Annotated in this window: 24 protein-coding genes and 1 other RNA gene; 19 read left to right on the top strand and 6 right to left on the bottom strand. The window is 55.5% G+C overall.

The features are described from left to right. Nucleotides 1-2: 2 nt before the first annotated feature. On the bottom strand, nucleotides 3-1,322 hold the full coding sequence (gene pepP, locus FFI90_RS09735; RefSeq protein WP_144777824.1) for a Xaa-Pro aminopeptidase: 1,320 nt from the start codon (nucleotides 1,320-1,322) through the stop codon (nucleotides 3-5). 26 nt (nucleotides 1,323-1,348) lie between these two features. Then, a complete protein-coding gene (locus FFI90_RS09730; protein ID WP_144777823.1) occupies nucleotides 1,349-1,948 on the bottom strand; it encodes a UPF0149 family protein in 600 nt (199 codons plus the stop codon). A gap of 171 nt (nucleotides 1,949-2,119) precedes the next feature. On the opposite strand from FFI90_RS09730, the gene FFI90_RS09725 reads away from it, so the two are divergent. Next, the gene (locus FFI90_RS09725) at nucleotides 2,120-2,662 is read left to right on the top strand and encodes a ZrgA family zinc uptake protein (RefSeq protein ID WP_144777822.1); all 543 of its coding nucleotides are present in this window, start codon (nucleotides 2,120-2,122) and stop codon (nucleotides 2,660-2,662) included. Between the two features lie 2 nt (nucleotides 2,663-2,664). Here the strand turns inward: FFI90_RS09725 and FFI90_RS09720 are convergent, their stop codons facing one another. Further along, nucleotides 2,665-3,111: a DUF3299 domain-containing protein gene (locus FFI90_RS09720; protein ID WP_144777821.1), complete on the bottom strand. Its 447-nt coding sequence runs from the start codon at nucleotides 3,109-3,111 to the stop codon at nucleotides 2,665-2,667. 159 nt (nucleotides 3,112-3,270) lie between these two features. Between FFI90_RS09720 and FFI90_RS09715 the strand changes: the two genes are divergently transcribed. The 6 genes from FFI90_RS09715 to FFI90_RS09690 all read left to right on the top strand — a co-directional run bounded on the left by FFI90_RS09715 (nucleotide 3,271) and on the right by FFI90_RS09690 (nucleotide 6,763). After that, entirely contained in the window at nucleotides 3,271-3,987 is a 717-nt protein-coding gene (locus FFI90_RS09715) for an ABC transporter ATP-binding protein (protein ID WP_144777820.1), read from the top strand. Continuing rightward, on the top strand, nucleotides 3,984-5,258 hold the full coding sequence (locus FFI90_RS09710) for an ABC transporter permease (protein ID WP_144777819.1): 1,275 nt from the start codon (nucleotides 3,984-3,986) through the stop codon (nucleotides 5,256-5,258). Before FFI90_RS09715 ends, FFI90_RS09710 begins: the two co-directional genes overlap by 4 nt. 124 nt (nucleotides 5,259-5,382) lie before the next feature. Continuing rightward, a complete protein-coding gene (locus FFI90_RS09705; protein WP_144777818.1) occupies nucleotides 5,383-5,589 on the top strand; it encodes a TIGR02449 family protein in 207 nt (68 codons plus the stop codon). After that, nucleotides 5,589-5,885: a cell division protein ZapA gene (locus FFI90_RS09700; protein ID WP_144777817.1), complete on the top strand. Its 297-nt coding sequence runs from the start codon at nucleotides 5,589-5,591 to the stop codon at nucleotides 5,883-5,885. Before FFI90_RS09705 ends, FFI90_RS09700 begins: the two co-directional genes overlap by 1 nt. Before the next feature lie 61 nt (nucleotides 5,886-5,946). Next, nucleotides 5,947-6,126, top strand: a non-coding RNA gene (gene ssrS, locus FFI90_RS09695) — 6S RNA. A gap of 4 nt (nucleotides 6,127-6,130) precedes the next feature. Beyond that, nucleotides 6,131-6,763, top strand: coding sequence for a 5-formyltetrahydrofolate cyclo-ligase (locus tag FFI90_RS09690; protein ID WP_246123471.1), 633 nt, complete (start codon nucleotides 6,131-6,133; stop codon nucleotides 6,761-6,763). 13 nt (nucleotides 6,764-6,776) lie between these two features. Here the strand turns inward: FFI90_RS09690 and FFI90_RS20110 are convergent, their stop codons facing one another. Together FFI90_RS20110 and ilvA are read right to left on the bottom strand one after the other, a co-directional pair. Continuing rightward, the gene (locus FFI90_RS20110; RefSeq protein ID WP_186317954.1) at nucleotides 6,777-6,950 is read right to left on the bottom strand and encodes a hypothetical protein; all 174 of its coding nucleotides are present in this window, start codon (nucleotides 6,948-6,950) and stop codon (nucleotides 6,777-6,779) included. Nucleotides 6,951-7,161: 211 nt separating this feature from the next. Then, entirely contained in the window at nucleotides 7,162-8,697 is a 1,536-nt protein-coding gene (gene ilvA, locus FFI90_RS09685) for a threonine ammonia-lyase, biosynthetic (RefSeq protein ID WP_144777816.1), read from the bottom strand. Between the two features lie 135 nt (nucleotides 8,698-8,832). Here ilvA and rpiA point away from each other — a divergent pair, with 135 nt between their 5' ends. The 3 genes from rpiA (at nucleotide 8,833) to ppa (ending at nucleotide 11,437) form a co-directional block, all read left to right on the top strand. After that, nucleotides 8,833-9,513 carry a ribose-5-phosphate isomerase RpiA gene (gene rpiA, locus FFI90_RS09680; RefSeq protein ID WP_144777815.1) on the top strand — a complete coding sequence of 227 codons (681 nt, stop codon included), beginning with the start codon at nucleotides 8,833-8,835 and terminating at the stop codon, nucleotides 9,511-9,513. Between the two features lie 134 nt (nucleotides 9,514-9,647). Further along, on the top strand, nucleotides 9,648-10,787 hold the full coding sequence (locus tag FFI90_RS09675; protein ID WP_144777814.1) for an acyl-CoA dehydrogenase family protein: 1,140 nt from the start codon (nucleotides 9,648-9,650) through the stop codon (nucleotides 10,785-10,787). Between the two features lie 122 nt (nucleotides 10,788-10,909). Beyond that, nucleotides 10,910-11,437: an inorganic diphosphatase gene (gene ppa, locus FFI90_RS09670; protein WP_144777813.1), complete on the top strand. Its 528-nt coding sequence runs from the start codon at nucleotides 10,910-10,912 to the stop codon at nucleotides 11,435-11,437. Nucleotides 11,438-11,509: 72 nt separating this feature from the next. On the opposite strand, the gene FFI90_RS09665 is transcribed toward ppa, so the two are convergent. Beyond that, the gene (locus FFI90_RS09665; protein ID WP_144777812.1) at nucleotides 11,510-12,562 is read right to left on the bottom strand and encodes a DUF2333 family protein; all 1,053 of its coding nucleotides are present in this window, start codon (nucleotides 12,560-12,562) and stop codon (nucleotides 11,510-11,512) included. Nucleotides 12,563-12,784: 222 nt separating this feature from the next. On the opposite strand from FFI90_RS09665, the gene FFI90_RS09660 reads away from it, so the two are divergent. The 9 genes from FFI90_RS09660 to purH all read left to right on the top strand — a co-directional run bounded on the left by FFI90_RS09660 (nucleotide 12,785) and on the right by purH (nucleotide 22,460). Next, on the top strand, nucleotides 12,785-14,398 hold the full coding sequence (locus FFI90_RS09660; protein WP_144777811.1) for a GGDEF domain-containing response regulator: 1,614 nt from the start codon (nucleotides 12,785-12,787) through the stop codon (nucleotides 14,396-14,398). Between the two features lie 266 nt (nucleotides 14,399-14,664). Then, nucleotides 14,665-15,105: a type II 3-dehydroquinate dehydratase gene (aroQ, locus tag FFI90_RS09655; protein WP_144777810.1), complete on the top strand. Its 441-nt coding sequence runs from the start codon at nucleotides 14,665-14,667 to the stop codon at nucleotides 15,103-15,105. Between the two features lie 27 nt (nucleotides 15,106-15,132). Then, complete coding sequence (accB, locus tag FFI90_RS09650; RefSeq protein ID WP_144777809.1) at nucleotides 15,133-15,594, top strand: acetyl-CoA carboxylase biotin carboxyl carrier protein; 462 nt, start codon at nucleotides 15,133-15,135, stop codon at nucleotides 15,592-15,594. An 18-nt stretch (nucleotides 15,595-15,612) separates the two neighbouring features. Next, entirely contained in the window at nucleotides 15,613-16,959 is a 1,347-nt protein-coding gene (accC, locus tag FFI90_RS09645; protein WP_144777808.1) for an acetyl-CoA carboxylase biotin carboxylase subunit, read from the top strand. A gap of 28 nt (nucleotides 16,960-16,987) precedes the next feature. After that, the gene (gene prmA, locus FFI90_RS09640) at nucleotides 16,988-17,884 is read left to right on the top strand and encodes a 50S ribosomal protein L11 methyltransferase (protein ID WP_144777807.1); all 897 of its coding nucleotides are present in this window, start codon (nucleotides 16,988-16,990) and stop codon (nucleotides 17,882-17,884) included. A gap of 62 nt (nucleotides 17,885-17,946) precedes the next feature. Next, the gene (locus FFI90_RS09635) at nucleotides 17,947-19,257 is read left to right on the top strand and encodes a DUF3426 domain-containing protein (RefSeq protein ID WP_144777806.1); all 1,311 of its coding nucleotides are present in this window, start codon (nucleotides 17,947-17,949) and stop codon (nucleotides 19,255-19,257) included. 227 nt (nucleotides 19,258-19,484) lie between these two features. Further along, the gene (gene dusB, locus FFI90_RS09630; protein ID WP_186317978.1) at nucleotides 19,485-20,480 is read left to right on the top strand and encodes a tRNA dihydrouridine synthase DusB; all 996 of its coding nucleotides are present in this window, start codon (nucleotides 19,485-19,487) and stop codon (nucleotides 20,478-20,480) included. Continuing rightward, on the top strand, nucleotides 20,477-20,794 hold the full coding sequence (gene fis / locus FFI90_RS09625; protein WP_144777804.1) for a DNA-binding transcriptional regulator Fis: 318 nt from the start codon (nucleotides 20,477-20,479) through the stop codon (nucleotides 20,792-20,794). The genes dusB and fis overlap by 4 nt, the downstream gene beginning before the upstream one ends. 85 nt (nucleotides 20,795-20,879) lie before the next feature. Beyond that, nucleotides 20,880-22,460 carry a bifunctional phosphoribosylaminoimidazolecarboxamide formyltransferase/IMP cyclohydrolase gene (gene purH / locus FFI90_RS09620; protein ID WP_144777803.1) on the top strand — a complete coding sequence of 527 codons (1,581 nt, stop codon included), beginning with the start codon at nucleotides 20,880-20,882 and terminating at the stop codon, nucleotides 22,458-22,460.

Below are 22,460 nucleotides of genomic sequence, written 5' to 3'. Positions count from 1 at the left end.
GCTCATCCCGCCATCAGTGCTTCGATCTCTTCAATGGTCTTGGGCACGCCGTCGGTTAATACACGGTGCCCCTCTTTGGTAACCACTACGTCGTCTTCAATACGAATACCGATACCGCGCCACTTTTCATCGACATCCGTATTGCCCGGTGCGATATACAAGCCGGGCTCAACCGTGAGCGCCATGCCCGGCTCAAGCAGCCGCCATGCGTCACCAATTTTATAGTCGCCCACATCGTGCACATCCAGGCCAAGCCAATGACCCGTGCGGTGCATAAAGAACGGCTTGAAGGCTTCGCTGGCAATGGCGTCGTCAACCGTGCCTGACAAAATGCCCAGGTCAATCAGGCCGCCGGTCAACACTCTCAACGCTGCCTCATGGGGGTGGTTCCAGTGATTGCCGGGGCGCACTGCATCAATGGCCGCGTATTGAGCCTCCAACACCACGTCGTAGACTGCCCGCTGTTCAGGGCTGAATTTGCCGTTGACCGGGAAGGTGCGGGTAATGTCGGAGGCGTAGCATTCTACCTCACAGCCCGCATCGATCAGCACCAGATCACCGTCATTCAGGGGCGCGGTGTTTTCGATGTAGTGCAAAATACAGCCATTGGCACCGCCACCAACAATGGATGGATAGGCCGTGGAGCGGGAGCCGTGATCCATAAACGTATGGATCAGCTCGGCCTCAAGGTTGTATTCGTAACCACCCTTGCGGGCACGCTTCATGGCACGGCAATGGGCTTCTGAGCTTATCTGACCTGCTTTGGCCATGGCCTTGATTTCGTTGGCGCTTTTGTACAGCCGAAGATCGTGAAGAAGATGCTCCAACGCCACGAATTCACCCGGAGGATGCGCACCGCTTTTCACCTTGCTGCGGATAACCTTGACCCAGTCCATCACCCGGGTATCGAAGCCCTGATCCTTGCCCAGCGGGTAATACACCCGGCTGCGACCTTCAATCATGCCCGGCAGAATGTCGTCGATATCCGCCACCGGGAAAGCATCGTCCAGGCCGTAGCGCTCAATCGCGCCCTCAGGCCCCACCAGAAAACCATCCCACAGTTCCTTTTCAGGGTTTTTCTCTTTGCAGAACAGCACCGACTCTCCGTGCTCACGGCCAGGGATCAGTACCAGTACCGCCTCAGGCTCACCAAAACCGGTCAGGTACTGGAAATCGCTGTCCTGGCGGAAAGGGTGCAGCACATCGCGGTTACGAACGCGCTCCGGCGCGGCCGGAATAATGGCAATACTGTCCGGCGCCATGCGCTCCATCAGTTTGCTACGGCGCTCGGCGAATTCCTTGACGGGTATAATGGACGGCATAGGTTCTCCCGCATTGTTTGACATGATCAGTGCAGCGTTGGTGCTTGCGACGCCGGTTTTTCCGGAGGGTTGAACTCGGTGAATACGGCCAAAGCCCCGAGCCGGATGTACTCGGTTATTTCCACCAGCTGCTGCTCGCTTTCCTGGTCTGATTCCTGTTCTTCAGAAACCTGACTGATAGCCACCATATCTTCAATAAGCTCGCGAATCTCATCCGGCGCTTCGCCAAGAGACTCCCCGGCAGACAAGGCCATGCCCTCGAGAAAACCACGCACCCAGGCCACAAGGGCTTCAAGGCGTTGATCGATGGCATAATCATCGTCAGGCAACAGGGGATGAAAGCTCATATCCGCTGACTTCAAAAACACCAGCACCCGTTCGTACGCTTCGTTCATGAAGACGGACAGGTCATCGGCCTCCGCAGCTGCACTTTCAGGCAACCCCATGTGTTCGCAAACCATGGCAAGCCATTCGTCTTCCTCAATGCGGGAACCAGCAGCCAGACGGCCACAAAGGGCACCATGAAGCTCGGAAGGATGGCTGAACGCTTTGTGGGCAGTAAAAACATTCGCCCAGCGCTCGAATTCAGCGGCATGCGCCGCGCTGGCAGTGTCGGTTTCTGACATGAACCAAGACAATCCTGTGTTGTGAAGTTAGGGCTCTATCCTAGCATTCAGGTGTCTTCAAGACACTCTTCGCGCGCTGCTCACACAATCACGCGGCATACGCCTGTTGATTTTCGGCGAGCAAGAGAACAATATGTTATAACATATCAATAAACTCTCAGGGACGAAGGTATGCTCTTCAAAAAATTTCTGGCCTTATCCATCGCCTCAGCGCTGACCAGCACACAGTCAATCGCGGCAGACAACCCCGGTTCACACCAACATGGCCATGCCGAAATGCAACTTGCCATCGGCAACGGTCAGATTGAGATACTGCTCATGTCACCGGCTGGGAACATGTTTGGGTTCGAACACCATCCACGCACACCAGAGCAACATCAGATTGCAGAGCGCGTCAGCCATTGGCTGAGCGAGAATCCGCTGGTTAACACTCTGAAATCAACCTGTGAGATACAGGCCAGCACCATTCAGCATGAGGTTGCAGGCGGTCACGATCATGACAGGCACAGCCACGATGAACAGGGTCAGCACGCCGACATCACTGTCACGCAGACTCTGAGCTGCATCGGGCTGGACAAGCCAGCATCACTGACAACGCCTGTCACCAAACACTTTCCGGCTCTGGAACAACTCGACATTGCCTGGGCCGGCCCGAACGGGCAAGGTGCAACCCGCCTGGGGCGTGGGGAGAGCTCGTTCAAACTTGAGCGCTGAAGCTATTCCTCATAAGGTTCGACCGCTTTTGCTACCATGGAATATGAAGACGTACCGACCGCTGTTTCCGTTCGGTCTATGACAAGCGTGCCCTTAACCCACACGGGATCGTACAGGGCATCGAGTTTGAACCCCTGCTTATACTTGATATGGATGATCTGGTTGGGCGGCGGAGGCGGCACATGAATGCAGGCACCGTAATAAGGCACCAGGAAAAACTCCAGAATGCGCATGTCTTTGGTTGTCTTCAGGGGCACCACAAATCCGGGGATTCGGCCTTCAATATCAGCCATCTCAGGAACAACCCTGCCGGTCATGATCTCATCTGGCAGCAAAGGTGGGCCGTCACCCTCATGCACCACGTCTGGCATATTTTCGAGCAGGGCCAGATCCTCGGCAGGCATCAGCTCCAGCCAGTCGATTTCGCGCGGTTCCGAGTAAGCTGACATGGGAAAGCTCAGCAAGAAAACCAATAGAGCCAGGAGCAGCGCCCCGGCAGGGCAACGTAAAGATTGGAACATTAGCAAAGCTCTCCGAAAAGCCAGATAGCCAGACACGCGTCGGCGAATGTAAGCCAGACATAATACACGGGGCAGACAACGATCAACATGAACAGACAACCAGAATCCGGTGCGCGTAGCTCCGAATATGTACCTGCAGCACTCGAAGTCAAAAATCTCACCTTTTGCTGGGACAGCCAGCACCCGCCACTCGCGTTCCCGGACCTCAGCCTACCCCGGGGAGAACATCTGTTCCTTCACGGCCCAAGCGGTACTGGCAAAAGCACCTTCCTGAGCCTACTGGCCGGAATGCTCGCGCCAGCGACGGGCTCAATCAGATTACTGGGCGCTGACATCCACAAGCTTGACGCGGGTAAACGTGACCGCTTCCGGGCGGACCACATCGGTGTGATATTCCAGCAGTTCAATCTGGTGCCCTACCTCACAGCCGAGGCCAATGTGTCACTGCCATGCAGGCTCTCGCAACGCCGAAAAACTACCACCGGCAAAGCTCCCACGCCGGCAGCTCAGAGATTGCTGACGGCCCTGGCCATTCCGCAAAGCCATTGGCAGCGGAAAGTCACCCAGCTCAGTATTGGCCAGCAACAGCGCATCGCTGCAGCACGGGCATTGATCGGAGCCCCGGAGATTATTCTGGCGGACGAGCCCACATCCGCACTGGACAGCGACAACCGCGACCGCTTCATCAACCTGCTGCTGACCATGGCAGAAGAGCGCAATACCTCCGTGCTGTTTGTCAGCCATGACCGTTCCCTGGCCAGGCACTTTCACCATCAACTCCAACTTGAGCAGGTGCCCGCATGAAGGCTCGCCTGGCAATTTCATTGGCAGGTGCAAGCCTTTGGCACCGGCGCAAAGTGTTGGCTCTGGTGTGCCTGACTCTCACCCTGAGCGTTACCTTGCTGCTCGGCATCCAGTATCTGCGCACAGAGGTGAAGCAATCCTTTACCAGCACCATCAGCGATACCGATCTGATCATCGGCGCCCGCAGCGGCCAGCTCAATTTGCTGCTGTATACGGTGTTCCATATTGGGGACGCCACCAACAATATCCGGTGGTCGACCTTTCAGGAGCTCGAACAAGACACGCGCATTGATTGGCTGATCCCCATTTCTCTGGGTGACAGTTACAAGGGTTTCCGGGTTGTAGGCACAAGCAAAGACTTCGGAGAGCACTTCCGGGTTGGTCGTGGGCAGCCCCTGAATCTGACTGACGGCCAATGGTTTGATGGAGTTTTCGATGTAGTTCTGGGCGCAGGTGTTGCCAGAACGCTAAACCACCGCATAGGCGATGAAATCATACTTTCTCATGGTGGCGGGCGCACCAGCTTCTCGAACCACAAGGATACGCCCTTCACGGTAACCGGCACTCTTGAAGCCACGGGCACGCCTGTGGACCAGGCTGTCTATATCAGCCTGCAGGGCATGGAGGCCATGCATGTAGGTTGGGAGTCGGGCGTTGCCATACCCGGTCGCACATTGACGCCCGAGCAGGCAGAGGGCCGGGATTTTTCACCCAGCGCTATCACTGCTGTTTTCGCCGGACTGGATCACAAAATACTGACATTTCGCGTGCAACGTGAACTTAACCAGTACGCAGGAGAGCCCCTCTCTGCCATTTTGCCAGGTGTCGCGCTAAGCGAGCTTTGGCGCCTGATGAGCCAGTTCGAGCGGGCGCTGCTGGGCATTACCGGCTTTGTGGTAATTACCAGCCTGATCGGACTGGTCGCAGTGCTGCTCACGCTGCAAACCCAGCGAGCGCACGAAATAGCGATTCTGCGCGCTACGGGCGCGTCTCCCGGCCTGATCGCAAGTCTCTACCTTATCGAATGTCTGGGCCTTGCCGTCGTAGCCTGCGTGACGTCGCTTGGGTTGAGCGCTTTTGCGATTTCAATGCTTGGCCCTTGGCTGTTGACGAACTACGGGGTTCAGATACAGTTGCGCCCACTGAATATTGAAGAATGGGCTTTGTTGATATCCGTGCCCCTGGCCGCAGTACTGGTGGCTCTGGCGCCGGCACTCAGTGCCTGGCGACATAGCCGTTACCAAGGTTTTGGGAGCCCCGGTGAAGCGTGATCCGGGTCTCACCCGAGAGCCAAATAACAGTAAGCAGCCATCTCATGACATGCCTGTAAATTGACCGCTATGGCGCGCGCACTTATAGTTAGTCGCAATAACTTCAACCTATGCTGAGCACGTCATGGAACAGTCCGAAGTACAAGCATTAGCGGACAAGCTGGACAAGCTGATCGAACACTGCCAAAAACTGGAGCAGAGCAACGCAAACTTCAGGCAGTTGCAGGATGACTGGAACCGGGAACGGTCCCAGCTTATGCACAAAAATGATCTTGCAAAAAACAAGATCGAAGCCATGATCGGCCGCCTTCGGGCGCTGGAGCATCATTAATGTCCAAGCAATCCACTACTGTTGAGGTGAAAATTCTCGATAAGGAGTACCTGGTCGCCTGCCCGGCAGAAGAACAGGAAGCCCTTATTCGCGCTGCCAGGCATCTGGACAGCAAAATGCGTGAAATACGCACCGGCGGCAAGGTGTTCGGAACTGAACGTATTGCCGTGATGGCGGCCCTGAACATGACCCACGAACTGCTTGAACGGGATACCATGTCAGATGCCACCAGCACTCTGCTCAAAGCCATGGACAACAAGCTGGAAGGCGCTCTCGGGGAACACTCAAACCATTGAACCTAGGGAGATTCCCCGATAGGTGTTGCAATCGGCCCCGGGTCTGGCCCTATAATGAATCTACTTCCTGGGCTGTTCGCTGGTCGGATTCGTCCTCGAGCCGATGCGCTTTACCCAGGTGGCTACTCTAGGGCATTGTGAGCACGTCCCCGCAAGGGGAAAGCCTAATATGTCACAGCGGCCACCGACCTTGAACTTTGGGTTCAAGGGCTACATCCGATAACGGCAGCCCGGGAAGCTTCATTTTGAGCCAGACTACCGACTCACACCCTTCTGAACCCGATTTACCCCTCTTGTCTCGCAACGAACTGCGCAAAAAACTGCGTCAGCAGCGGCGTATGCTGTCGCCCCTGGAACAGGAACAAGCCTCGGCTTCCCTTGCTCTGAACCTGATCAAGAATCCGGACTTACACAGAGCCAGACACGTAGCTATCTACCTGCCCAACGATGGCGAGATTGACCCGCACCCCTATATGGCTATGGCTCGGCGCAAAGGTATTCACCTTTACCTGCCGGTGCTGCACCCGATTCATCCGGGCAAACTGGTTTTCAGCCCCTACTACGATGGCGTTGAATTGACAGCCAATCGCTTTGGCATTCCCGAACCCGCATTCAGCAGTGGACTCAGGCGACCCGCCTGGGCGCTGGACGCCGTGTTGTTCCCACTGGTTGGGTTTGATGAAAACGGTGGGCGGCTGGGAATGGGAGGCGGATTCTATGATCGAACTTTTGCGTTCAGCCGTCAGCGGCCAAGGCTGGCGCCGAAACTGATTGGCCTGGCGCACGATTTTCAGAAAGTGAAAAAACTGCCGGTAGAACCCTGGGATGTGCCGCTGCACAGCGTGGTGACAGACAGGCAGCTTTATCGGGTCAAATAGCTCAGGGGAAGCTTTAGCGGGCCAGCGGGGATTTGGTCATCTGTACGGAGTCTGCAGCAACAGAACTTTTCACCACGGCCGCGGAGGGCTTGTCTTCCGACGCCTGAAGCGAAGTAAACCCGGTGATAACAAGGCCGACAGCAAAAATCAGCACAATTGCCCGGATAATATCAGGCTTGCCACCCATGACGCGTATTCCTGTTCCAGATAAGGTTAATTCTGCGGGAAATCAGTTAGCTATTCTTGTTTCCAAGAATTTGACGAAAGACTAACACGCATCCTGACTTTTACAATTTTTGACAGATTAAAGTTCAGTAAGAAAGCTGGCGGGGCATTCAGAAAAATGGTCCGCAGGGGCCAACCCGGAAGCGAACTTCCGGGCAGACCGTATTTGCAGGCTAAGGCCGCTTACCGTTCCCAGCTCCAAGGAACAGTTGATAGGCTTCGTTGTCCGTCATGTTTTCATAACGGAAACCCACTTTTTCAAGCATCGCTTCAAAGTCTTTTACTTCGTCATCATCTACCTGTGCACCCAGCAGTACCCGACTGTATGCCGCACCGTGATTGCGGTAATGGAACATGGAAATATTCCAGCGCGTGCCCAGCGACATCAGGAATTTCAGCAGGGCTCCCGGGCGTTCCGGAAACTCAAACTGGAATACCTTCTCATTGGCAATCGTGAGCGCATGGCCGCCAACCATGTGGCGAATGTGCTGTTTGGCCATATCGCTGTCAGTCAGGTCGAGAACTGAGTAGCCGTTTTCACGAAGATCCTGCACCAGTTCGTCCCGACCCAAGCCACCGGCCTGCACCTGAACACCCACAAAAATGGTCGCCTGACCTGCATCGGCGTAACGATAGTTGAATTCGGTGATGCTGCGTTTATGCAAGCCGTTGATAAAGGTCTTGAAGGCCCCCGGCTTCTCGGGAATGGTCACCGCAAGAATAGCCTCACGCTTCTCGCCAATTTCCGTGCGTTCGGAAATGTAGCGCAGGCGATCGAAATTCATGTTGGCGCCACTGAGGGTGGCGATCAGGTTTTCATTCTCGATCTTTTCCCTCTCGATGTACTTCTTTATGCCAGCAACACCCAACGCACCGGCAGGCTCTGAGATCGAGCGTGTGTCTTCGAAGATATCCTTGATGGCGGCGCAAATTTCGTCGGTGGAGACGGTGATCACCTCATCCACGTGGTCCTTGCAAATCTCCCAGGGATATTTCCCGATCTGCTTTACCGCCACTCCGTCCGCAAAAATACCCACTTCGTCCAGAATCACGCGCTTGCCTGCTTTCATGGCCGCCTGCAGGCAATTGGAGTCGTCAGGCTCCACGCCGATCACCTTGATTTCGGGGCGCAGATACTTGATGTACGCAGCCATGCCGGCGATCAGGCCGCCACCGCCCACACAAATAAACACCGCGTGAATAGGCTTGCTGAACTGCCACAGCATCTCCATGGCAACGGTGCCCTGCCCGGCGATCACATCCGGATCGTCGTACGGTGGTATGTAGGTGTAGCCATGCTTCTCAACCAGCCCTTGGGCGTGAGCAGCGGCTTCATCAAAGGCATCACCCTTGAGCACAACCCGCGCGCCATGGTCCCGTACCGAGCGCACCTTGATCTCCGGCGTGGTCTGCGGCATAACAATAACAGCCTTGATTCCCAGCTCTTTAGCCGCCAGTGCCACACCCTGAGCATGGTTACCGGCAGAGGCACAGATAACCCCCTTGGATTTCTGCTCTTCTGACAACTGGACAATCCGGTTGTACGCGCCGCGAATCTTGAAGGAAAACACCGGCTGAAGGTCTTCCCGCTTGAGCATAATATTGTTGCCAAAGCGCTTGGACAGGCTGCGGGCTTCAGTGAGGGGTGTTTCAATGGCCACGTCATAGACGCGCGCATCGAGAATCTTCTTGATGTAGCGTTGCGGCATGTTGGTTCCGGTTGCTGATGGATGGTCGGGGAAAACGGACAGTGTAGAAAGTTTGCACCACAGCCGTCTATAAGCCCAGCGTCCTTAAGCGCTATAATGGCCCCGAACTCACAAGATTTTTACCCGGAGTGCCCGATGACCCAGGACGAACTCAAGAAAGCCGTTGCCAAAGCCGCCGTGGATTACATTGCCCCTCGTTTGGAGCGCGACACTGTTATCGGCGTTGGCACAGGAAGCACGGCCAACTTTTTTATCGACATGCTTGCCGATCTGAGAACCGAGTTCGACGGCGCTGTTGCCAGCTCTGAGGCGACGGCTGAGCGCCTGAAAAGCCACGGCATTCCGGTTTATGACTTAAACAGCGTTGGCGACCTGGAGTTCTACGTAGACGGTGCCGATGAAACCAACGAGCGCCTTGAACTGATCAAAGGTGGTGGTGGTGCGCTGACCCGCGAGAAAATTGTTGCGGAGGTCGCCAGGACCTTTATCTGCATAGCTGACGAGTCCAAAAAGGTGGACGTGCTGGGCGACTTTCCTTTACCGGTAGAGGTTATTCCCATGGCCAGGAGCCACGTTGGCCGTGAAATCGTCAAGTTGGGCGGCGACCCGGTATACCGGGACGGCTTCACGACCGACAACGGCAACATTATTCTGGATATATACAACATGGACATTTCCCGCCCGATTCAGGTTGAGGAACGATTGAACAGCATTGTGGGCGTGGTCACCAACGGGCTGTTCGCCCGCCGCCCGGCTGACCTGCTGTTGATCGGCACCAGCACCGGGGTTGAGAGCATTCCCCGAAACGGTACCTGATCCCGACGGCGCGACAAAAAGCTGGCATCTCAGGCCAGTTTTTTTGTCTCCACCTACACCCTGACCAAGCGCTTGCTTGGTATCCGAAATTGCGCGACACTACCTCGCATAAATTCTGAACAGGGTGGCTCATCGTGTCCGATTACTTCAACGATACTCATGAACAGGCACGTTTGAGTGCGCGCAAATTCATCACCACGCACGTTCTTCCCCATATCGATGAATGGGAAGAAGTCGGTGAATTTCCTCGTGAAATCTTCAGAAAGGCAGGTGACGCCGGGCTGCTCGCCGTCGGCTTTCCGGAAGCACTGGGAGGCGTGGGGGCCGGCGATGTGTTTTTGAAAGTTGCAGTTTCCGAAGAACTGATGCGCTCCACCTCCGGTGGTTTCGTTGCCAGTTTGGGCTCCCTGGATATTGGCCTGCCACCCGTTGCCAAGTGGGCAAAGAAAGAAGTGCGCGAACAGATCGTCCCCTCGGTACTCAGTGGTGAGAAAATTTCCGCACTGGCCATTACCGAACCCGGCGGCGGCTCTGATGTAGCCAGCCTGAAAACCCGTGCGGTGAAAGATGGCGATCACTATGTTGTGAACGGCAGCAAAACGTTTATTACCAGCGGTACCCGCGCGGATCACTACACGGTTGCCGTGCGCACTGGCGGCGAAGGCCACGGCGGCATCAGTTTGTTGTTGATCGACCGTGACACCCCGGGTTTCTCCACGGGCAAAAAGCTGCGGAAAATGGGCTGGTGGGCCAGCGATACGGCGGAACTCTTCTTTGAAGATTGCCGAGTGCCTGCTGATCGACTGATCGGCGCGGAGAACGCAGGCTTTATCGCCATTATGAGCAACTTCCTGTCGGAACGCCTGATGCTGTCAGTAATGGCGTACATGACGGCCCAGATTGCCTACGAAGCCGCAATGGAATACGCCAAGCAGCGAAAAGCGTTCGGGCGCAACGTTGCAGGCTTCCAGGTAACCCGCCATAAGCTTGTGGATATGGCGACTCAAATCGATGTAGCCCGCGAGTATACCTACCGCTGCGCGGCCCTCATGCAGGCAGACAAGAACCCCATCACGCAAGTGGCCATGGCCAAGAACTTTTCAGTAGAAGTGTGTGAGAAAGTGACTCGCGAGGCAGTACAGATCTTCGGCGGCATGGGCTATATGCGGGAATCGGTAGTTGAGCGCCTGTACCGGGATGCGAAAATTCTTTCTATTGGCGGTGGTACCACTGAAATCATGAAAGAGCTGATTGCCAAGCAGATCCGACTGTAGGCTGCACAAAAAGCCAAACCCGCAGACGAAGGTTTAGTTTCGAATGATTGTAGAGTCCCGTATAATTGCGCTCACTTTTCAAGCACAGTTAAACGAACCTCACATATCAGGAAGGATCGCACATGCAATTCGACAACATCCCCGCAGGCAAAAACCCGCCTGAAGATATTTACGTTGCCATCGAGATTCCGGCTAACAGTTCTCCGGTCAAGTACGAACTGGACAAGGACATGGGCGCTTTGCTGGTAGATCGATTCATGGCTACTCCCATGTTTTATCCTGCAAACTACGGGTTTATTCCCCACACTCTGGCTGATGACGGCGACCCACTGGACGTTCTGGTTGTTACGCCTTACCCGCTTCAGGCCGGTTCAGTGATTCGCTGCCGCCCGGTAGGCGTCCTGAACATGGAAGACGAAGCCGGTGGTGACGCCAAGCTGGTCGCAGTGCCCCATAGCAAGCTGACCAACGCCTATCAGGATGTGAAGGAAGTCGAAGATCTGCCAACGCTGCTGCGCGACCAGATCCAACACTTCTTTGAAAACTATAAAACTCTTGAGCCAGGCAAGTGGGTCAAGGTGCAGGGCTGGGACAATGCGGACGCTGCCAGGAAAGCTATCGTCGAGTCGATCAACGCCTACAAAGGCTGAGTCGATCGGCACCAAATAAAAAACCGGGCCCTCTCATAGCGGCCCGGTTTTTTTATGCCTGCACAGGAACCTTTAGCCCCGAGACAGCAGATCCCTCATGTCACTGATCGCCGCATTGGCGCGGGACAGGTAGGCCGCCATTGTCAGTGAATGGTTCGCCAGAACACCAAAACCGCTACCATTCAGAATAACCGGGCTCCACATTTCGCCTTGGGCACCTTCAAGCTCAATGATCACCTGTTTGACGCTGGAAATAGCGTTCTTGTCCTGAAGTACCTTGCGGAAATCCACTTCAATCGCGCGGAAGATGTGCAGCAAGGCCCAGGAGCTGCCCCGGGCTTCGTAAAACACATCATCAATTTTGGTCCAGTCGGTTTTTATATCCCCGCCACCTGTTTCTTCATTCAGAGGGTTGTCTGAATCAACATTGGCGACGGCTTCTGACACCGATGCTTTGCCAACGCTTTCACCGAGAGTGCGCGAAAGGCTGCCCAGGCGGGTTTCCAGATCACCCAGCCAGTTGCCAAGGTTATCGGCTCTTGCATAGAACTGCGCATTGGCCTGCTCCGGGCTGGAAAGCCGGTTGAGGTAGCGCTTCAGCGCGGTAATGCCTCGGCGGTACTCGGCCTCTGTCGATGGAATGGCCCAGCTTGCGCTGTCAAAATGAAATTGCGGCTCGGCAATGATCAGATCCGGATCTTCCGCCGACTGGCTCTGGGAGCGGCTGATGTCCTTGCGCATGGCGCGGGACAGATCTCGCAACTGAACCAGTACACCGTATTCCCAGTTGGGCATGTTATCCAGCCAAAGGCCCGGCGGGAATATATCGTTGGTGATGTACCCGCCCGGCTTGTCCAGAAGGGTTTCGGCTATGCGGATCATCGTAACAGTCGTGGCAAAACCGGTTATGGGCTCTCTCTGCATCTCATTGGCGACGGCACGGGTGTGTTCGCGTACAGAGAAGGATTCCGGCTCACTGCTCCAGTACATTCCCACCACTACCGCCACTATGAGATAGACCAGCAGAACAACCGCTAAAAATTTGCCAATCACGCCGTTGTTGCCAGCGTAATCCTGAGCATCATCTTTCTTGTCTCTGAAATACTGTCTGATTTTGCCTGGCATATTACGTTGAGCCCCTTGTCTGTTTATTGGCTGTGCAAACGGTCTATACCGATCCTAACCTATGGTGCCCTCTATATACACCGCAGAAGTGACAAACAGTTACACAGTGCAACCTTCGCCGACAACTCAAAACACTATAGACTCCGGAAACATATTAAGGTTGGGAAAATCGTCCATACCGCAAAGGACGGCCCATAAAGAAAAGAGACAGGCCGGAGCACAATGAACGACGCAAGCCAGAAAGAAAAACTCAGGCAACATTTTGCACGCCGCGTAACAACCCAGGCGCGGGTTGTGCTGGACACCTGGCAAAAAATTCACACGAATAAGGGTTCCTTTACCGCCCACCGCGAAGAGCTAAAGTCTGCCTCCGACAAGCTTGTGCGCTACGCGCAGCGGTTTGAGATGGCAGGTCATGCCGAAGCTGGCAACACCGTTCTCGGGATCCTCCGCGACTGGCCTGCCGATACAGCTCTGGACGATGCAACCGAGCGGCAGCTTCAGGATGCCATTGACGCGCTTGCACGCAGCACCTTGCGGCGAACGGATCAACGCAACACCGAAGCCCCTCACCAGTTCCGGCGCACACCGGTTTACATCGCGCTAGCAAACGCCGAGATGGCAATCAGATTAATTCGCCAGCTCGAGTTTTTCGGCTTCCGTGCATCAGCTTTCGATTCTGCCGAGGAACTGACCGAGGCCTGCGCGCTCCATAAACCCGAAACCATTTTGATGGACGTGAATTTTGGTGGCAGGCCGAATGCGGGCATCGCCACGATTGAACATTTGCAGGAGCGGCACGACACGCCCATCCCGATTATTTTCATGAGCGACGAAGACGGCACCATTCAGACCCGCCTGCGGGCCTCCCGCTGTGGCGGTGAAGAGTTTTTCTACCCGGCGGTTGATCCGGGCCAGCTTATCGAGAAAATCGAAACCTATACCCACGGCAACGCCGTTGAACCCTATCGGGTACTGGTTCTGGACGACTCCAGGGCACAGGCAAAGTTCATGGAAACTGTTTTGAAGCGCGCGGGAATGACCGCACACATCATTACCGACCCCATGGAAATCGTTGATGCGCTGGACATGTTCTCCCCGGAAATCATCATTCTCGACATGTACATGCCTGGCTGCACCGGCATGGAGATTGCCCGGGTAATCCGTCAGCAGGACCGGCTTCACAGCGTGCCCATTATTTACCTCTCAGCCGAAGACGACGTTACCAAGCAGTTGCACGCCATGAGCCTGGGCGGCGATGACTTTCTGACCAAACCCATTGATCCCAAGCACCTTATCGCAACGCTCCATAACCGCGGCCGGCGCGCGCGCTCCCTGCTCGCCCTGATGATCCGTGACAGCCTCACCGGCCTTTACAACCACACCCACACGCTGCATCTGCTGGATCAGGAAATCGGTCGTGCACGACAGAAGAACCAGCCACTGTGCTTTGCGATGATCGATATCGACTATTTCAAACGGGTAAACGATACCTTCGGCCACCCCATTGGCGACCGGGTTCTTCGAAGTCTCTCGATGTTCCTCAAGCAGCGCCTGCGTAAAACCGACCATATCGGCCGGTATGGCGGTGAGGAGTTCGCGATTATCCTCCCCGACACACGTCCAAGCGATGCCCGCAATGTTCTCAACGAAATCCGCGAACGCTTTTCGGAACTCCAACAACCTGCAGGTGACAGGGAATTCAACGTGACCTTCAGTTGCGGTATAGCCGCCTGGAATAATGAATCGTCCCAGACGCTGTGCGAGCGCGCCGACCGCGCTCTCTACGCCTCCAAAGAACATAACCGCAACTGCGTCACGCTTGCCGATAATTGAAAGACGAAGTAACGGGTCGGGTGGCCGTGACAGGTCGCCCGTATGAAACCATCGTCGTATAGAAGTCCTCCCTACCGTTCACGACAATGATTGCTATCATTAGATAGGTTCCGGTTCGGCTTTCACGTTCTTTTTTGTGCGATCCGGGGCCATGAAGGATCATTGTCAAAAAATGTTGATCTGAAGAATAAAAGCACACACCATTGGTGGAACATGCCGTTAAATTCGGCGATCCTGTTAATAAAGAGACAAAGGCAAACACATCCATGTCGACAATTCTCGTGCTCCATGGTCCAAACCTGAACATGCTCGGAACCCGCGAGCCTGAGGTTTATGGCCACGAGACTCTGGCAGACATCGATGACCGGTTGCGGAATAAGGCAGCAGATCAAGGGCACCACTTGTTGCATCTTCAATCCAACGCTGAATACGAACTGATCGAGCGGATTCACGAGGCGCGGGCAGAAGGTGTGGATTTCATCATTATCAATCCTGCTGCCTTCACCCACACCAGCATTGCCTTGCGGGATGCCATACTGGCTTCAGGAATTCCATTTATAGAAGTGCATCTTTCAAACGTGCATGCGCGAGAAACATTCCGCCATCACTCCTATTTTTCCGATATCGCCGAAGGCGTTATCTGTGGACTGGGCAGCCAGGGGTACGACCTCGCGCTTCAGGCCGCCATGCAACGAACTCACCGATAGACCTGACAACACGGGACTGGATTGACTATGGATATTCGCAAAATCAAGAAACTGATCGAACTGCTCGAGGAGTCTGACGTCGAAGAGCTTGAGATTCACGAGGGCGATGATTCTGTTCGCATCTCGCGTCGTCGTGAACAGGTTTCCGGCGGCCAGTACATCAGCCACTATGCACCACCGCAGCCCCAGTATGCTCCGGCACCGGAAACCCCGGGACCAGTTCAGGAAGACAGCTCGCAGCAGACAGTTCACAGCGGGCACGCGCTGCGTTCTCCCATGGTTGGGACTTTCTACCGGGCGCCTTCTCCCACAGCCGATTCTTTTGCAGAAATCGGCCAACAGGTTAAAGCCGGCGATGTTGTCTGCATCGTAGAGGCCATGAAAATGATGAACCAGATTGAGGCCGACAAGAGCGGTACGGTCACAGAAATTCTGGTTGATAACGGTCAACCTGTAGAGTTTGACCAGCCGCTGTTAATCATTTCCTGAACCCGGTGATAGCTACTCATGGCCATGTTAGAAAAAGTTCTGATCGCAAACCGGGGTGAAATAGCCCTCCGGATCTTGCGTGCCTGTAAAGAGCTCGGCATCAAAACCGTAGCGGTTCATTCACAGGTTGACCGTGATCTGATGCACGTGCGTCTGGCCGATGAATCCGTCTGTATCGGCCCCAACAGCCCTTTGGAAAGCTACCTCAACATTCCAGCCATTATCAGCGCGGCTGAAGTGACGGATTCAGTAGGCATCCACCCGGGCTACGGCTTTCTTGCCGAGAATGCCGACTTCGCTGAACAGGTCGAAAAAAGCGGCTTCCGCTTCATCGGTCCCCGAGCCGAAACCATTCGCCTGATGGGCAACAAGGTTTCGGCCATTAACGCGATGATTCGCGCCGGAGTTCCCACTGTCCCGGGCTCAGACGGTCCGCTGACAGAGGATGACGAGCGCACCCTGCAAGTTGCTCGCCGAATTGGCTATCCGGTTATGATCAAGGCGGCCTCCGGCGGCGGCGGCCGTGGCATGCAGGTGGTTCATTCCGAAGCTGCGCTGCTCAAGGCCGTCCAGATTACCCAGACCGAGGCCCGGAATGCCTTTGGCGACCCCACGGTTTATCTGGAAAAGTTTCTGGAAACCCCACGCCACGTGGAAGTTCAGATTCTGGCGGACATGCACGGCAACTGCATCCACCTGGGTGACCGTGACTGCTCCATGCAGCGTCGCAATCAGAAGGTGATAGAAGAAGCGCCCGCTCCGAACATCAATGCGGAATCCCGCGAGCGCACACTCAAGGCCTGCGTGGATGCCTGTAAGGAAATCGGCTATGTCGGCGCTGGCACCTTTGAGTTCCTGTATCAGGATGGCGAGTTCTTCTTCATTGAAATGAACACACGCGTGCAGGTGGAGCACCCGGTCTCCGAAATGGTTACCGGTGTTGATATTGTTCGCGAACAATTGCGCATTGCAAGCGGCCTGCCGCTTCAGTACAAGCAGGAAGATATACACATCAGCGGTCACGCTATGGAATGCCGCATCAACGCGGAAGACCCCGATACCTTTGTGCCCAGCCCCGGCAAAGTGAAGCACTTCCATGCCCCTGGCGGTTATGGCGTGCGGGTGGATTCACACCTCTACAGCGGTTATACGGTTCCGCCGTATTACGACTCACTGATTGCCAAGCTGATTACCTGGGGCGACGATCGACAGATAGCACGGAGGCGAATGAAGAACGCCCTTGATGAGCTTTTGATCGAAGGAATTAAAACCAATCAGCCTTTGCATCGGAAACTGGTGCGCGATGGCGGCTTTAAAACGGTAGACTTCACCATTCACTACCTTGAGAAACTGATGCGGGACTAGCCTTCTGCATCACATTGCAGGAAAAACTATGCCCTGGATACAACTTCAGATCCCGGCTGATCCCGATACTGCGGATCAGCTTGAGGATCTGCTTATGGAGATGGGCGCTGACGCCGTCTCCATGGAAGACGCCGCAGATCAGCCTCTCTACGAACCCGATCACGGCACCACCCCCTTGTGGAGTCAGACCACCGTTACCGGGCTCTTTCAGTCAGACCGGGATATTGACCAGCTGTGTACGGATGTGCGCGATGCCTGGCACCAGCAAACCCAGCAATCCCTCGCCAACATTGACGTAACTCTGGTCGAAGACAAGGACTGGGAAAGAGCCTGCATGGACGACTTTCACCCACTGCAGTTCGGCAAGCGCCTGTGGATCGTACCCAGCTGGCGTGAAGCACCCGATCCTGATGCCGCCAACCTTATGCTTGATCCCGGCCTCGCCTTCGGGACGGGAACACACCCGACCACGGCCCTCTGCCTTGAGTGGCTGGACGGGCAGGATGTAACTGGCAAACAGATTACCGATTACGGCTGCGGCTCGGGAATACTGGGTTTGGCGGCACTGCTTTTGGGAGCGAACCACGTGGTTGGCGTAGACACCGACCACCAGGCTCTGGAAGCGAGCCGGGAAAACGCCAACCGTAACGGCGTAGACGAAGCCAGGCTGGATCTTTATCTTCCCGAAAACGAGCCCGATACCAAATCCGATGTAATGCTGGCGAACATTCTGGCGCAGCCTCTGATCGGCTTGGCACCGCACCTGGCAACACTCACAAAGCCAGGGGGCGACCTGGTGCTTTCAGGCATTCTGTCGAATCAGGCCCGCGAGGTGATGGCCGCCTATGAACCCTGGTTTATTATGGATGAGCCAGAACAGCGTGAAGAGTGGATACGCCTCACAGGACGACGTAACGACAGATGACGAAGGCTGTTTTAACAACTAAACTCCCAGACTCGTAGTTCAGTCGCTTTCAGGAACGAAGCATGCCCCAGAGTAGCCTGCAGACCCAGTGCCCCAAATGTCGTACCCGGTTCCGGGTTACCGATGAGCAACTTGGCATTGCCAAGGGCAAAGTGCGCTGTGGACACTGTATGGATGTCTTTAATGCGGTCGAGCACCAGGTGGCAAACGCCGCGGCCAAGACGCCAGGAGCAAGCTCTGAGACCAGCAACCGTGCGCCAGCAGAGGCTTCCCCGCGAGCCCCATCAGACCAGCCTTCGCCCGAGCGCTCCGCCACTGGCTTCGCAAGCGATATAACAGACGAAAACTTCATCTTCGCTGACAACCCGGAGGAAGATGCCGAAGAGGGCCGTTATGCCGGCACCAGACTGACGTTTTCCGATGATGAGTTGAGTGATAGCTTTCGTGGCTTTGACGACCGGGATTCGTCTGCACGGGATCATACAGATGACGACGATCTCGCCGAAAACGTTGATGAAAGCTGGGCCGAAGCGATTCTTCAGGAAGACACCACACCTGCCCAACCCATACCGAAAGCAGACACAGAGAAGCCGCAGACAACACCCGAGCCAGAGCCCAAACCGGAACCACCGCAGAAACAAAAGTCTTTCGCTGAGCCTGCAGGCTCCGGCGCTACCAGCGGCGGCGAACCGACCAACGAGCAGCCCGGGGAAGAAGCATCAGACTTTTATATTAACGAACGGCCCGATCCTGCATTTGAGTCCTTTGCCAACGAACATGGCGGTGCATCAGACTACGAGAGCACGCAACAGGATGAGCCCTTCACAGCAAGTGGGCAGTTTGGCGACCTCAGGCATGACCCTGTATCGATAGGTGGCAACAATAAAAGCTTGCTGCGCACAGTGGTCTGGTCAGTGATTGTGCTTGGCCTTGTGGGAGTTCTGATTGCACAAATAACCTGGTTCCAGTTTGATCGGCTATCTGCGGTACCGGAGCTCCGCCCGTTTTATGAAAAGGGCTGCGAGCTGGCTGGCTGTGAACTGAAGCCTTTGATCAACGTTGGCGCCATCCAGAGCCGCAAACTGGTCGTACGTACCGACCCGGAAAACCGCAGCCAACTGATTGTCGATGCAGTCATTGTCAACCAGGCGGACTTTCAGCAACCCTTCCCGGCCATTGCCCTGACCTTCTCCAACCTGAATGGCGACGTGGTTGCTCAAAGCGTTTTCACACCTGCGGAATACCTTGCGGGCGAGGGCGAAGAGCTCGATATCATGCCGGTGCAAACACCGGTTCGCATTGCGATAAGTATTCGCGACCCTGGCCGGGATGCCGTCAATTACAACATCAGCTTCCGGCCCTACGCGCCTTGAGACTGTTTGGCGATGATGACCTGGCGGACACGCCAGTCGCCACCTAGTAGAGCAAAAGTCAACCAGAAAGAGCGAAAAATAATCAGTTTTTTCGCCTCACTGCCCCTTCAATCACAGCCCCCCCGGCGGTATCATTAGCGCCCTTCGGAACTGGCATCGGTTATTTATTAAACAACCGCCCCACTCCGGCTTATGCTCAATCTGCCGTGATACGGATTCAGACCATGTTGCCAATGGCAAAAATCGGGCCGTACACCCTGCCCAATCCGCTGATTGTTGCACCCATGGCGGGTGTAACAGACCGCCCCTTCCGGCTGCTTTGCCGCAGAATGGGCGCAGGCTTGGCAGTGTCTGAAATGGTTATCGCTGACAGTAAGCTCTGGCATACACGCAAATCCAGAACCCGTATGGATCATAGCGGTGAGCCAGAGCCCAGATCCGTGCAGATTGCCGGCGGTGACCCGGAAATGCTGGCCAACGCGGCCCGCCTGAACGCAGAGTCTGGAGCCCAGATTATCGACATCAATATGGGCTGTCCGGCCAAAAAGGTGTGCAACAAAGCAGCCGGCTCAGCGCTGATGAAAGATGAGAATCTGGTGCGGAAAATACTGGAAGCAGTGGTTAATGCCGTTGATATTCCGGTCACTCTGAAAATGCGAACCGGCTGGGATCAAGACAATCGCAACGCACTGACGATTGCGCGTATGGCAGAAGATAGCGGCATTCAGGCGTTGGCGATTCACGGCCGTACCCGGGCCGACAAGTACAACGGCGATGCCGAGTACGACACCATTGCTGAGGTAAAATCCAGCATAAGCATTCCGGTGTTCGCCAACGGTGATATTACATCACCCGAAAAGGCCCGTCGGGTTCTGGAGCATACCGGAGCCGATGGCCTGCTCATCGGCCGAGCGGCGCAGGGAAGCCCATGGATTTTCCGGGAAATACTGCATTTCCTTGAAACCGGTCAGCACCTGCCAGCGCCCCCACTGAGCGAAGTAGAACAGATTTTAAGTGAACACCTTGACGCCCTGCACAGCTTCTACGGAGAGCTTATGGGCGTGCGCATTGCCAGGAAACACGTGGGCTGGTATCTGCAGTCCCACGACCCCGGCAAACAGTTCCGCAATCGCTTCAATACATTCGACGAAGCGTTAGAGCAGAAAGACAGTATCCGACAGTATTTTTCAGGTTTACGAAATGGAGAGGAATTCGCAGCATGACCGCTGAGACTTTGGCAAACAACACCCTGAACGCCCCGGCCAACGATGATATTAACCAACTGCAAACGGTGAACAGCAGCGGCAACACCGTTACCCTGCGCGATAACGTTGAAGTGGCCCTGAAAAACTACTTCACTCAGCTTGACGGTGCGCCCGTTACCGAAGTGTACCAACTGGTGCTTTCCGAGGTAGAAGCACCGCTGCTGGAGCAGGTAATGAAGTACACCCGCAACAACCAGACCAAGGCATCCACCATGCTCGGCCTGAACCGCGGAACCCTGCGCAAGAAGCTGAAGCAGTACGGCCTGCTATAATCGAAGCACCCTGACTTGATGAGGGCCTCCCGGACACCCTTCGCGAGGCCCTCGTTCGTTCACCCCAAGTGAAGAATGTGACCCCATGGCAAACCAGGCTAATACCTCCGTTCGTCGCGCACTGATCAGCGTCAGTGATAAATCCGGCATCGTCGAGTTCGGGCGCGCCCTCACCGGCCGCGGTATCGAACTGCTCTCCACCGGGGGCACCTTTCGCCTCCTGCAACAACACAGCGTTCCTGTTACCGAAGTCTCTGACTACACGGGCTTTCCGGAGATGATGGACGGCCGGGTAAAAACCCTGCATCCGAAAATACACGGCGGCATTCTGGGTCGCCGGGGCACAGACGACGCAATCATGGGCGAGCACGGCATCAACCCGATTGATATGGTTGTAGTGAACCTGTACCCATTCGAATCCACAGTTGCCAATCCGGACTGCGATCTTGCCACCGCTATTGAAAACATCGACATCGGTGGCCCGACCATGGTTCGTGCAGCGGCGAAGAACCACGCCGACGTCGCCATCGTGGTCAACGCTTCAGATTACGACCGCGTTCTGAAGGAGCTGAATGATAACGATGGCCAGCTGAGCCACAGCACCCGCTTTGATCTGGCGGTAAAAGCCTTTGAGCATACCGCAGGCTACGACGGCGCCATCGCCAACTACCTGGGTGGCCGCACCGCCGATAATGACAACGCCGATTTCCCGCGTACGTTCAACAGTCAGTATGTGAAAGTTCAGGACATGCGTTACGGTGAAAACCCACACCAGCGCGCAGCATTCTATGCCGAACGCAACCCGAAGGAAGCCAGTATTGCCACGGCAAAGCAGCTTCAGGGCAAAGAGCTGTCCTACAACAACGTAGCGGATACTGACGCCGCCCTGGAGTGCGTGAAGCCGTTTGCAGACCCGGCCTGCGTGATCGTCAAACACGCCAACCCCTGTGGCGTGGCAATTGGTGCGGATATCCTCCAGGCCTATGACCTGGCTTTTGCCACCGATCCCACCTCGGCCTTTGGCGGCATCATTGCCTTCAACCGGGAGCTGGACGCAGAAACCGCCAAGGCAATCATTGAGCGCCAGTTTGTGGAAGTCATTATTGCGCCAACCATCGCGCCTGAAGCGATAGCGCTGGTTGCCACCAAAAAGAATGTACGCTTGCTGGCCTGTGGAGACCTCGGCGGTGAACGCGCCCAAACCATGGACTTCAAGCGCGTAACCGGCGGCCTTCTGGTTCAGGATCGCGACCTGGGCATGGTCGCCATGGCCGACGTAAAAGTCGTGACCAACCGCCAACCAACCGAGCAGGAGCTGAACGACCTGCTGTTCGCCTGGGAAGTGGCTAAATACGTGAAGTCCAACGCCATCGTTTATGCCCGGGCGGGGCGTACCATCGGTGTTGGCGCAGGTCAGATGAGCCGCGTTTACAGCGCCCGCATTGCCGGTATTAAAGCCGCCGATGAAAACCTGGAAGTGAAGGGTTCGGTTATGGCGTCAGATGCCTTCTTCCCGTTCCGGGATGGCATTGATGCAGCCGCCGAGGCCGGAATCACAGCCGTTATACAGCCGGGCGGCTCCATGCGTGATCAGGAAGTGATCGACGCCGCCAACGAGCACGGCATTGCCATGGTATTCACCGGTATGCGCCATTTCCGGCACTGA

The sequence above is a fragment of the Marinobacter maritimus genome (assembly GCF_007671675.1).
GTDB lineage: Bacteria > Pseudomonadota > Gammaproteobacteria > Pseudomonadales > Oleiphilaceae > Marinobacter > Marinobacter maritimus.
This window is presented reverse-complemented; position numbering and strand designations above follow the sequence as displayed.